Source organism: Pseudomonas sp. DE0010, from assembly GCF_007680745.1.
Lineage (GTDB): Bacteria > Pseudomonadota > Gammaproteobacteria > Pseudomonadales > Pseudomonadaceae > Aquipseudomonas > Aquipseudomonas parafulva_B.
Genome location: NZ_VEJQ01000035.1, coordinates 23,724 through 35,401, shown reverse-complemented (window position 1 = coordinate 35,401; position 11,678 = coordinate 23,724). Strand labels below are relative to the sequence as shown.

Genomic DNA, 11,678 nt, shown 5'->3' with positions numbered 1-11,678 from the left:
TCACCTCCCTCCGCAAGCCCTGCGCTCGGCCTCCTGAAGTCGCGATCTGCGGCGCCTGAACTACCGCGCGCTTAGAAACAAGAGCAACTGCAACTGCAACTGCAACTGCAACTGCAATGCTTATAGAGCGAGAAGTTTACCGGAATATTGAGCAGCCGACATCTTTACCGACTGCTAGTTTACTCAACCAGGTTTGCCCGGTGTACTTCTAGGCCCAGAACTTCATACAAAACCCAGGATCATCCCGCAGGCCGCGCCGGCACCTGCAATACCACCCTCAACCCATCACTTCGACTATCGAACTTCAGGCTGCCTGCACAGCGCTGCACGATTGCCTGGACAATAGCCAGCCCAAGCCCGCAGCCACTGCTCTGACCATGACGCCAGAAACGCTCGGTCAAATGCCCGAGGTCGGCCTCGGCGATGCCCGGCCCGTGATCGCGCACCATGAAGCCCACCTGCCCTTCCACTGCCTGTACCTCCAGCTCCACCGCCTCGTCACCGCCATGGCGCAGGGCATTGTCCAGCAGGTTGCGCAGCGCCGCCACCGCTAGCGGTGCAGGCATGCTCAGGTAGACCTGGGCAGCCTCGGGCGGCAAGTTCAGGACGATCCTGCGGTTGTCACCGCCCCCGGCGTCCTGCACAGCCTGCCGCGCGACTTGCTCGGCACTGCACTGCACACCGTCGTCGAACGACAGGCTACCCTCGACCCGTGCCAGCATGAGCAATTGCTCCAGGGTCCGGTGCATGCGATCGGCACCCTGTTCGGCATGTTCGAGCGCTTGTTCGCGCACCGCGCCCTCGGTCATGCGGGCGACCTGCAGGTGGGTCTTGATGGCTGTCAGCGGGCTGCGCAGTTCATGGGCGGCATCGTCGGTCAGGCGCCGCTCGCGCTCGATGGTCTGGGCAATGCGCACGAACAGCTGGTTCTGGGTTTCCAGCAACGGCTGGAGCTCACTGGGCATGCCCGCCACCTGCAACGGCTCGACACTGTCGGGGCGCCTGCGGCGCAGGGCATCGCGCATGCGATTGAGCGGCTCAAGGCCCTTGCCCAGCCCGATCCAGAGCAAGCCCAGGCTGCCCAGCAAAGCCATCAGCACCGGCGCCGAGGCAGCGAGCAGGATGGACTGGTTCAGGGCTTCGCGCTCCATGTGCCGGTCGGCCGTGGTGATGCGCACATCGCCATGGTTGTAAGTGAAGGTGCGCCATGAGGCATCGTCGATGGTCTGGTCACGAAAACCACTGCGCCCGTCATCCATGACGCCATCATGCTTGTGGTTGCTGGCCAGGATTTCCCCGCGCAGCGAGCTGACCTGACAGGCCATGCCGTCCGGTACGCTCAACTGGTCGGCCGCGTAGTGGGTACCTTCGCCCTTGACGCTGAGCGGCTGGGGCAGTTGGTCGATCAGGCCGGCCACCATGCGTGCAGATGCCACCAGGCGCTGGTCGAGGGAGAACATCATCTGCTGGCGCAGGTCGCGCAGCATCCAGGCGGCAGCCAGCGCCCAGATGATCACGAAGGCGCTGCCCAGGATCAGGCTCAGGCGCACACGCAGGCTCATGTTGGCGTCTCGGTTGGCGCATTGGCAGGGCCCAGGCGATAGCCCAGCCCGCGCACGGTCTCGACGATGCCGTTGCCCAGCTTGCGGCGCAGGTGATGGATATGCACGTTCAGCGCATTGCTTTCCACTTCGTCGTTGAACCCGTACACGCAGTCCTTCAATTGCTCGCTGGACAGCACGCGCCCGGCGTTCTGCAACAGGGCCTGGAGCAAGGCTTGCTCACGACGGGACAGGTCCACGGGTTTGCCGGCCAGGGTCGCCTCGCAGCTGCTGGGGTTGTAACGCAGCGGGCCATGCTCGATCACGTTCACCGCACGGCCGGCGACACGGCGCAGCAGGGTGTGCAGGCGCGCGGCCAGTTCGCGCAGGTCGAATGGCTTTAGCAAATAGTCGTCGGCCCCCGCCTGCAGGCCATCGACCCGGTCAGTGACCGCATCACGGGCGGTGAGCACCAGCACTGGCAAGGTCTCGCCTTGCTGACGCAGGCGGCGCAGCAGCTTCAGGCCGTCCTCGTCGGGCAGGCCAAGGTCGAGGATCATCACATCGAATTGCGCGGCCTGAAGCATGGCCCGGGCGCCGGCGGCATTGCCCACCCGGTCAACAGTCAGGCCCTGTGCGGCAAGGCCTGCACAGATGCCGGCAGCGATGAGGTCGTCGTCCTCGCAAAGCAGAACGTGCATGGATGGGGCTCCCGCAATGGTGTGGCCGACATTGCAGCGTGAATGGATTAAGGGGGAATTATGGACGCAGGCACAGGGTTTGGGAAAAAGGATTGGGCGGGGATACGTGCAGATTGCCTGACAGTCAACGAGCGGTATTGCCAGAGCACCGGACCCTACTGCGATGGGCCACGCTGCGGCCCCAGGATTTCAGCCTCGCAGCTGGTAGTGTCGGGGCCGGTCCAGCGCCCCGGCGAGGCCGCTGCGTGACCATGTGGCGCTTAACTTTGTGGAGTCAACTGTCATGCACCGCATCTGGAGCCTATCGCCTTTCCAAGTGGGAGCGGTCCTTGTGCCGCGATGGGCCGCAAAGCGGCCCCGGCCCTATCAACTGCGAAGCTGAAAAACAGCACCCCCATGACCGATCCAGCCAGGCCCTTCGTACAGAGATCGCTATCTTCCAGATACAGCGCAGCACAACGTGCCCCGCCCTGCTCAACGCCCTAAGAAGCCCAGCGCCTGAGGCGTATCCACATCCATCAGCACCCCCGCATCCGACACCTCGATCACCGTGCAACTGGCGCGGTTGGCATGCACCACTGCTCTGGCGCCTTCGTCACCGGTCAGCCCTAACAGCGCCGGCCAGAACGCGCGCCCGAAGATCACGGGATGACCTTGCTGCCCTGCATGACGCGGCAGCACGATGGTCGAAGCCTGGGCGACCTCGGCCAGGTGCCTGAGGGTCGCGGCCTCAATCCACGGCATGTCCCCCAGCAGGATGGCCACCGCCTGCGCATCGCTGTCAGCCAGGGCGGCGACGCCTGCCGCCAGGCTGTGGCCCATGCCCGAAGCCGCCTGGGCACTGACCACCCAACCACAGGCGGTGCCCAGGTCGAAGTCCTCTCGGCCCTCGTCCTCGCGCACCACGACCCGCACATCCTCGAACACTGCCTCGGCCCGTCGTACACACTGGGCCAACAGGCCGCGCCCGTCGGGCAGCAGGGCCCGGCGCTTGTCGGCACCGAAGCGCCTGCTGCGCCCAGCGGCCAACACCAGCGCCGCCACCTTCACAAGGCGGCTCGGTCGAGGCCGTTGCGCACCCGCAGTACATCTGCCAACACCGCCAAAGCGATCTCGGCCGGTGTCTTGCTCCCCAGGTTCAGGCCAATGGGAGCATGGATACGGTCCAAGGCATCGGCATTCAGGCCGCCGATGCGTTGCAGCCGCTCGCGGCGCTTATCGGAGGTGGCACGCGAACCCATCACGCCGATATAGAACGCCGCGGTGCGCACGGCCTCGAGCATGGCCAGGTCGTCGATCTTGGGGTCGTGGGTGAGCGCGACCACGGCGGTGTCGGCATGACAACCGCCATTGAAGATGAATTCCGAGGGCAGCTCGCGGCGTATCTCGATACCGTCGATCTGCACCCCTTCGAGCACCTCCTCACGCGGCTCGCACAGCACCACTTCAAACCCCATGGCTTTGGCGAATTCGGCGCAGTACTGGGCAACACTGGAATACCCCGCCAGAAGCAGCCGCTGGGCGGCACCCACGCGCAGGTGCACGCAGTCGCCGTCACGGTGCACACGCGGCCCTTGACCGGCAGCATCCGTCAGCCCCTGGATGCCGCTGGACACCTTCACCTGGCGCAGCACCCGGCGCTGACCCAGCAGCGCGCTTTCCAGCTGGCGCAGATGGTCTTGCACCTGGCAACTGGACGGCAGGCTTTCCACCAGCACGTCCAGCACGCCGCCACAGGGCAAGCTGACCCGCGAGCGCGGGTCGCTGCCATCGCCGTAGCGCACGATGGCTGCCGGTTGCACGAACTCGCCCAAGGCCACGCGTTCAAGAAAATCGTCTTCGACGCAGCCGCCGGACAACGACCCCAGCCACTGGCCCTGGTCGTTGACTGCCAGCAACGAGCCCGGCGCGCGGGGCGCCGAGCCGTAGGTGGCGAGCACGGTGCACAACCACACCGCCTGGCCTGTGCTGGACCACTGCAACGCCTGACGAATCACCTGTAGATCAAGATGCTGCACGCTTTACTCCGCTTTCAGCTCGGCCAGCTGTTGTTCACTGAGATCACCGGGCAGCCCGCCCCATGCCTGACGCAGGTAGTTGACCATGTCGGTCACCTGGCGTTCATCGAGCTTATCAGCGAACCCTGGCATCGGCTGCATGCGCTCGAAGCCGGTGAACTGCTGTTCGCGGATCCCGTCGAGTATCACCTTGACCAGGTTGCGCGAATCGGCCTGGCGCAGCACCGTATTGCCCTGCATCGCCACGGCGATGTGCGGCTTGCCCTGGCCTTCCACGCCATGGCAACCGGCGCACACGTTCAGGTACTGCTGGCGGCCGCGCTGGGCACTGTCGCTCATCTGCGCCAGCGGCACGGGCGCGATCACCTTGGCCGCCGGGGGGTTGTCGCCCAGCAGGTAAGTGGCCATGGCGGCAAGGTCGGCGTCTTCCAGGTGCTGGGTGCTCAGGTGCACCACCGGGAACATCTCGTTGAACATGCTGCCCTGGGCGCTGATCCCGTGCTTGAGGAACGCGGTCAGGTCCGGTTGCGACCAGCCGCGCTCGGCCAGGTCGGTGGCCAGCAGGCTCGGGGCGAGGTAGCCGTTGAGCAGCCCGCCACTCAGGCGCAGGTCCTGCTGCAAGGCGCCGACCGCGTTGCGCGGGGTGTGGCACTCGCCGCAGTGCCCCATGACCTCGACCAGGTACTGGCCACGCTGCCAGGCGCGGCTGCTACCTTCGACAGGCTGGGCCTGCACGCTCTTGCCGTACAGCATGTTCCAGCCGCTCAGGCCCAGGCGCACGTTGAACGGAAAGCGCAGGGCCGTCTGTGGTGCCGGGCGATGGACCGGGGCGATGGTCTTGAGGTAGGCGAAGATTGCATCGGAGTCTTCACGCCGCATCAGGTGATACGAGGTGTAGGGCATGGCCGGATACAGGTTGGCGCCGTCCTTGCGCTTGCCTTGGGTGACGGCCGCGAAGAACTCCTCGGCGCTGTAGTTGCCGATGCCGTACTGCTTGTCGGGGGTGATGTTGGTGCCGTAGATGGTGCCAAACGGCGAATGAATCGGCAGGCCCCCGGCGAACGGCGCCCCGCCCTCGGCCGTGTGGCACGCCATGCAGTCGGCAGCACGGGCCAGGTACTGGCCGCGCTTGAGCTGGGCATCATCACTGGCCAGCGCCGAGCACGTTGCGGCAAGGCCGAACGCCAGCGCCAGGGCGCTACGGAAAAAGCCCATGCTCAACCCTCCTTTACCAGGCCGAGGTCATCGAGCACCGTGCGCGTGGCCTGGTAGTAACGCACATAGCCGGTGCAACGGCAGATGTGGTGGCCAAGGCTGGCTTCGATACGTGCTTGCACCTCGCTCTTTTTCAGCGGTTGGCGCTGGGCGGTTTCCACCAGCACCGTGGCGGCGTTGACGAAGCCTGGTGCGCAGTAGCTGCACTGGAACGCGAACAGGTCGACGAACTTCTGCTGGATCGGGTTCAACGTAAGGTTGCCGGCCTCGTCCTGCTGGGCGTGGCCCTCGATGGTACGGACCTTCTTGCCTTCGAAGTAATGGGCGCCGGTGATACAGGTGCGCACTTCTTCGCTGGTACCGTCGGGGTTGTCGACGATCACCACGCAGGCGTGGCAGATGCCCTGCCCGCAACCCAGGCGCGAGCCGGTGAGGTTCTGGTGCTCGTGCAGGTAGTCGATCATTGCCAGGTCGTCAGGGACCTGGACCGGGCCGACCGGTTGACCGTTGAGGGTCAGTTGCAGTGGACGGTTAGCCATTGAGGGCCTCCTGGATACGGGCTGGGGTAATGGGAAGATCGCGTACGCGCTTGCCGATGGCATGGGCCACGGCATTGCCGATGGCACCGACGATCGGGATCATCACCACCTCGGCGATGCCTTTGGACGGGTCGGTGGGTGAAAGCGGTGGGAGGATCTCGCTGCTTTGCGTCCACACCGCCACATCACGCGCGTGCGGCAGGCGGTAGCGGTTGAAGTTCCAGTCGCCCTCCCCCGGCCCGCCTTCGTACAACGGCATTTCCTCGGTCAGCGCATGGCCGATGCCCATGGCGATGCCGCCTTCGAGTTGGCCCTTGACCAGTTCAGGCACCAACACGCGGCCGCATTCGACCCAGCTGTGGTGATCGAGCACCTGCACCTGATGCGTGCCCTTGTTCACCTTGACCTCCACCAGGGTGGCGACCGGGCTGTAATAGGTGACCATGGCGTTGTTCAACTGTGTATCGGGGTAGGCGGGGTTCTGACGGTCGAGCAGGTGGTAGCCGCTGCTGGTCATCTGCGCCTTCTTGGCATTGGCGGCGCCGTCGCCGTACTTCACGGCCAACGCGTCGAGCGGGAAACGCTCACGCACGCCGTCGATGACGAAGTCGGACTCAGCCCAGCTCCAGCGGTTGAAGCCGTGCACGCTCACGCCTGTCACCAGGCCCATGGCATGGGCCTTTTCGGCCAGCTGCGCAAAGGGAATAGGCGCCAGGCCGTTGCCGGTCAGCTCACCGTTGACCCACACAGCGTTTTCCCGGCGCACCACCAACGGGTTGGCCTGGCCGCCGTGCGGGCCCTGGGTCCAGATGGCCATGGCAGCAGGCCATAGGCCGTGATTGAACAGCGCGCGAGCCGCCTCGCGAGTGGCATGGCTGAAGTAGAACGCCGAGTTGGTCGCCGACGAGGGTGAGGCCAGTTTGCCAACCCAGCGCGGGTTACGCAGGGCGGCATCCTGTTCGGCCTGGCTGATCAGGTACGGGTTGCCGCTGGTGGACAGTTGCAGCTCGGGCCACTCGGTGACGGCCGTGAGCACGTCGTCGGCCGAACGGCCCAGGAAATCGCTGACCACCAGCGCCTGGGAGGTGGACATGCCGGTGCCCAGCTCGGTGCCGATGTGGCGTAGGCTGATGCGCCCGTCGCGGCTGAACTCGATGCTGGCCATCGGCGCTTCGGCGCCGGTGCCGAAGTCTTTCTGGCAGATGGCAAAGCCGGTGCCGTACCAGTGATCCGGGTCGCTGGCCTCGCGCCGTTGCTTGCGGGCATCACGTTCACGCCAGCCTTCGTGCTGAGCCGCCTTGTCGAGGATCTCGTGCAGGCGCAATGCACCGGCTGGTACCGCTCCCTGGGTGTTCTTCATGCCCGACTTCAGGGCATTGTTGCGCCGCAGGTCGATGGCATCGACGCCCAGGCGGCCGGCCACTTCGTCCACCATCATCTCGGTGGCGGCCATGCTTTGCAGGGTGCCGTAACCGCGCATGGAGCCGGCTTCCACTGCCCGCGAATGATAGGCAGTGACTGCCAGGTCGTTCTGCGGCATGTAGTAGATCGACTGGGCAGCGGTCGCGCCCACGGCGGCGACGGAGGGGCTGTAGTTGATGCGACCGCCGCCGTCACAGCTCATGTCGGCACGGAAGATCTTGAAGCTGTTGTCCTTCTTGTCCACCGCCAGTTGGTAGCGGATGTCGAAAGCGTGGCGCTTGATGCCGCTCTGGAATTGCTCGTAGCGGTCGTTGGCCAGGCGCACCGGCACGCCCTCGCCGTACAGCGCCGCCACGGCAGCGTAGAAGACGAAGATGTTGTTGTCCTTGGACCCGTAGCCAACGGTGTAGCCTGGGTGCATGTTCAAGTGCTTGAGGCCAAAGCGTGACGGCTTGATCATGTGCACGCATTCCTGCGCGGCCTCGAACGGGCACTGGGTCGCCACGACGAAATGCAGGGTGCCGCTGGCCACGTCGAACCAGCCGTTGCCGTTGTCTGGCTCCAAGGCCGCCGGCTCGATGGAGGGGGTCTTGAAGCGCTCGTCGAAGACCAGCCAGTCCTCGGGCGGGTTGGCCAGCTGTTCGGCCATGCGGTTGGCGTAGAACAGGCCCTGCTGGGTCAGGTCGCCGTGTTGGTTGGGCGACTTGGACCACACCGGCTTGCGGTTGAGGATGGTGGGAAACAGCGGCGAATCCTTCAGGCTGGAGAATTCGTCCTCGTCGAACGGGGTGGCACCGCCAACGCGCACGAAGCGGAAACTGCCGTAGGGGTCACGCTGGTAAAACGGCGCCTGGGCACCGTAGCGAATCACCTGGTCGTTGAATTGCAGCAGGCGCTTGGCCTGACGGAAGCGCTCGAAGTCGTGCCAGATCAGCAGCGCCACCGGATGGCCGATGAACATCGGTACCTTGCCCGGGGGCAAGAGTGGGTCTGGCGAATGCGCCTCGGGCCAGGCGATGCCGTCGCGCTCCAGGTCGGCAGCGGTGACGATGCGGTCAGGCTGCAACTCGGCGCCCAGCAGGCTGAGGTCGTGGCCTTCGTAGAGGCGGTCGGCCTTGGTGGCCTTGAGCAACAGTGCATGGCCTTGCTGCGCCGGCCAGCCGGGCATGTCCTTGGCACGAATGTCACGGGCGAAGACCTTGTTGCCACAGACTTTCGACAACGCGTCGTTACGAAAGCGCGCCTTGCCATCATGGTTCATCCATTTGAGCGGCGAGGCGGTAACCCGGTCCTCCATCAGCGCGGCGAACGCTTGGCTGCCAAGCGGCGCCATCGTCACGCCGACGCCAGCGATCAGGCCGCCTTGCAGGAAGGCGCGCCGGGAAATATCACGGTTGGACATGCTTGATCCTCTGGGCAGCAGGGGGTGCTGCCCATGTGTTCTTAATTCTTGTGCAGGGGTCGAGGGGGTCGAAACCCTGTCGTGCAGGTCAGGAAAAACTGACTTGATTGTCAACTTTACCGCATTGACGCCATCACAAGCAAAGTCAAGCTGACATTGTGTCGCGGTATTTCTTCGAAGCCTGAGGTCAGCGGTCTTGCGTAAACCTAATCCCGCGTTAACAGTGGGTTAATCGGTCCTCGCCAGCATGGCCCCATTCCACGATCTGCCAAGGCAAACTCATGCGCGTTCTCCTGCTGTTACTGATGGTGCTGCTGGCTGGCCCAGCGCAGGCCAACCCATTCGCCACCAAGCCTGACTTCCTGCCCGTCGAACAGGCTTTCGTGCTGACCCATGACCGTCAGGCCGACGGCTCTACCCGCCTGTATTTCCAGATTCAGCCGGGCTATTACCTGTACCAGAAACGCCTGAAGTTCGACGGGCTGCCCACGGCGCAGCATCCCCCCCTGCCTGCGGGCATCAATCACCACGACGAATTTTTCGGCGACAGTACCGTCTACCGCGAACAGCTTGAGCTGACAGTGCCGCCCGGCGCGCAGGGGCAGCTGCGTCTTGGCTGGCAAGGCTGCGCCGATGCGGGCTTGTGCTACCCCCCGCAGACGACGTTGATCGACCTGGGCGGCGAGGCTTCGGTCGTCGCCCTGGAAGCTGAGCAGGCCAGCGATCAAGCATTGGCCAGCGGCCTGCAGCACGGCAACCTGGCCTGGAGCCTGCTGGCCTTTTTCGGCTTGGGCCTGCTGCTAGCCTTTACGCCCTGTTCGTTGCCGATGCTGCCGATTCTCGCCGGGCTGGTGCTGGGCAATGGTGCCAGTGCACGGCGCGGCTGGCTGCTGGCTGGCACTTACGTGCTGAGCATGGCCCTGGTGTATGCCGCCTTGGGTGTGGTGGCCGCGCTACTGGGCGCCAGCTTGCAGGCCTGGTTGCAACAACCCTGGTTGCTGGGCAGCCTGGCCGCGTTGTTCGTGTTGTTGGCCCTGCCCATGTTCGGCGCCTTCGAACTGCAATTGCCCGCTGCCCTGCGTGACCGCCTGGACCGCGCCGGCCAAGGCACGCACGGTGGCAACCTGTATGGCGCTGCGCTGCTGGGCGTGTTGTCCGGGCTGCTGCTGGGCCCCTGCATGACCGCGCCGCTGGCCGGGGCCTTGTTGTATATCGCCCAGAGCGGCGACGTGCTGCAGGGGGCGCTGGTGCTGTTCAGCCTGGGGCTGGGCATGGGGGTACCGCTGCTGCTGATCGTGACCCTGGGCAATCGCTTCCTGCCACGCCCTGGCGCCTGGATGAACCTGGTCAAAGGCATCTTCGGCTTCGTGTTCCTGGCCATGGCGCTGTACACGGTGCGCAGCCTGATGCCAGCCAGCTTGCTGTTGGCCCTGAGCGGGGCCTGGCTGATCGCACTGGGCTGGACCGCCTGGCCTGCGTTGCAGCGCCTTCCGGCGCTGCGCATTGCGCCGTTGCTGGCAGCCTTGTGGGGCGGCCTGCTGCTGATCGGGGCCGCTGCCGGCGGCAGTGACCTGTGGCAACCGCTGCGCCCCTTTGCGGGTGGGACTGCAGTCGCCACCGCCTCGCCTGCCCATGATGCCTTCGTCACCGTGAGCACGCCCGAGGCGTTGCAACGGGAACTGGACGCGGCCAAAGGCCGTAACCAGTGGGTACTGCTCGATTACTACGCCGACTGGTGCGTGGCGTGCAAGGTCATGGAAAAGCAGGTGTTCAGCCGCAGCGACGTCCAGGCCGAACTGGCCGGCGTGCACCTGCTGCGCCTGGACGTGACCACCGATACGCCGGCCAGCAAGGCGCTGTTGCAGCGTTACCAGGTGCCTGGTCCGCCTACCCTGATCTGGCTCGGGCCAGATGGCCAGGAGCGCCGGGCAAGGCGCATCACCGGAGAAGTGGATGCCGCCGCCTTCGTGCAACAGTGGACCCTTACCCGGAGCCAGGGCTGATGCTGACCGTGACCCTGGGACCACTGACCATGGCCCTGAACCATCTGGTGCTGCTGTGTGCCCTGGGCATCGCCAGCGTGGTTGGCTGGTGGGTGGCACGGCGTGGCGGCGAGAGCCCCGAGTCCGCGCTGTTCAATCTGTTTCTGATCGGCCTGTTGTGCGCGCGGATCGGTTTTGTCGTGGCGTACTGGTCGATGTACCGAGGCGACCTGCTGCAGATCATCGATATCCGCGACGGCGGTTTCCTGCTCTGGCCTGGGCTTGTGGGCATCAGCCTGGCCGCTGTGTGGCAAGGCTGGCGGCGCCCTGGCCTGCGCAGGCCATTGGGCTGGGCGCTGTTCAGCGGCGCCTTGTTCTGGGGGTTGGCCAGCTTTGGTAGCCACCTGTACAGCAAGGGGACCGAACTGCCTGCGATCACCCTACGCGACGCTGCAGGCGAGTCGGTGGCGTTGCAAAGCTATCGGGGCAAGCCGCTGGTGATCAACATCTGGGCAACTTGGTGCCCGCCCTGCCGTCGGGAAATGCCTGTGCTGCAACAGGCGCAAGGCGAATACCCTCATGTGACGTTCCTGTTCGTCAACCAGGGCGAGACACCTGAAAACGTCAGCACGTTCCTGGCCACCACCGGCTTGAGCCTGACCCACGTGCTGTTCGACGGCACTGGCCTGCTGGCCCAGCGCGTCGGCTCCATGGCCCTGCCTACCACCCTGTTCTATGACGAGGGCGGCCGCCTGCTCGGCAGCCACTTGGGCGAGCTATCGCGCGCCAGCCTGCGTCACGCCCTGGAATCCTACGAACGGGCCACCACGCCCGAACCTGCCGCACAAGGACATTGAC

The 11,678-nt window shown here is 65.2% G+C and carries 9 protein-coding genes; 2 read left to right on the top strand and 7 right to left on the bottom strand.

Annotated elements, in window-relative coordinates:
* Positions 1 to 239: 239 nt before the first annotated feature.
* The 7 genes from FS767_RS20540 to FS767_RS20510 form a co-directional block, all read right to left on the bottom strand.
* A complete protein-coding gene (locus tag FS767_RS20540; RefSeq protein ID WP_144967863.1) occupies positions 240 to 1,562 on the bottom strand; it encodes an ATP-binding protein in 1,323 nt (440 codons plus the stop codon).
* On the bottom strand, positions 1,559 to 2,242 hold the full coding sequence (locus FS767_RS20535) for a response regulator transcription factor (protein ID WP_144967861.1): 684 nt from the start codon (positions 2,240 to 2,242) through the stop codon (positions 1,559 to 1,561). Before FS767_RS20535 ends, FS767_RS20540 begins: the two co-directional genes overlap by 4 nt.
* A gap of 474 nt (positions 2,243 to 2,716) precedes the next feature.
* On the bottom strand, positions 2,717 to 3,292 hold the full coding sequence (locus FS767_RS20530) for an NTP transferase domain-containing protein (protein WP_144967859.1): 576 nt from the start codon (positions 3,290 to 3,292) through the stop codon (positions 2,717 to 2,719).
* A complete protein-coding gene (locus tag FS767_RS20525) occupies positions 3,289 to 4,260 on the bottom strand; it encodes an XdhC family protein (RefSeq protein WP_144967857.1) in 972 nt (323 codons plus the stop codon). Before FS767_RS20525 ends, FS767_RS20530 begins: the two co-directional genes overlap by 4 nt.
* A 3-nt stretch (positions 4,261 to 4,263) precedes the next feature.
* The gene (locus FS767_RS20520) at positions 4,264 to 5,475 is read right to left on the bottom strand and encodes a cytochrome c (protein ID WP_144967855.1); all 1,212 of its coding nucleotides are present in this window, start codon (positions 5,473 to 5,475) and stop codon (positions 4,264 to 4,266) included.
* Positions 5,476 to 5,477: 2 nt separating this feature from the next.
* Positions 5,478 to 6,014 carry a (2Fe-2S)-binding protein gene (locus FS767_RS20515; protein ID WP_023535868.1) on the bottom strand — a complete coding sequence of 179 codons (537 nt, stop codon included), beginning with the start codon at positions 6,012 to 6,014 and terminating at the stop codon, positions 5,478 to 5,480.
* The gene (locus FS767_RS20510) at positions 6,007 to 8,838 is read right to left on the bottom strand and encodes a xanthine dehydrogenase family protein molybdopterin-binding subunit (RefSeq protein ID WP_144967853.1); all 2,832 of its coding nucleotides are present in this window, start codon (positions 8,836 to 8,838) and stop codon (positions 6,007 to 6,009) included. Before FS767_RS20510 ends, FS767_RS20515 begins: the two co-directional genes overlap by 8 nt.
* A gap of 281 nt (positions 8,839 to 9,119) precedes the next feature.
* Here FS767_RS20510 and dsbD point away from each other — a divergent pair, with 281 nt between their 5' ends.
* Complete coding sequence (dsbD, locus tag FS767_RS20505; RefSeq protein WP_144967851.1) at positions 9,120 to 10,841, top strand: protein-disulfide reductase DsbD; 1,722 nt, start codon at positions 9,120 to 9,122, stop codon at positions 10,839 to 10,841.
* On the top strand, positions 10,841 to 11,677 hold the full coding sequence (locus FS767_RS20500; RefSeq protein ID WP_144967850.1) for a TlpA disulfide reductase family protein: 837 nt from the start codon (positions 10,841 to 10,843) through the stop codon (positions 11,675 to 11,677). The genes dsbD and FS767_RS20500 overlap by 1 nt, the downstream gene beginning before the upstream one ends.
* Position 11,678: the final 1 nt, after the last annotated feature.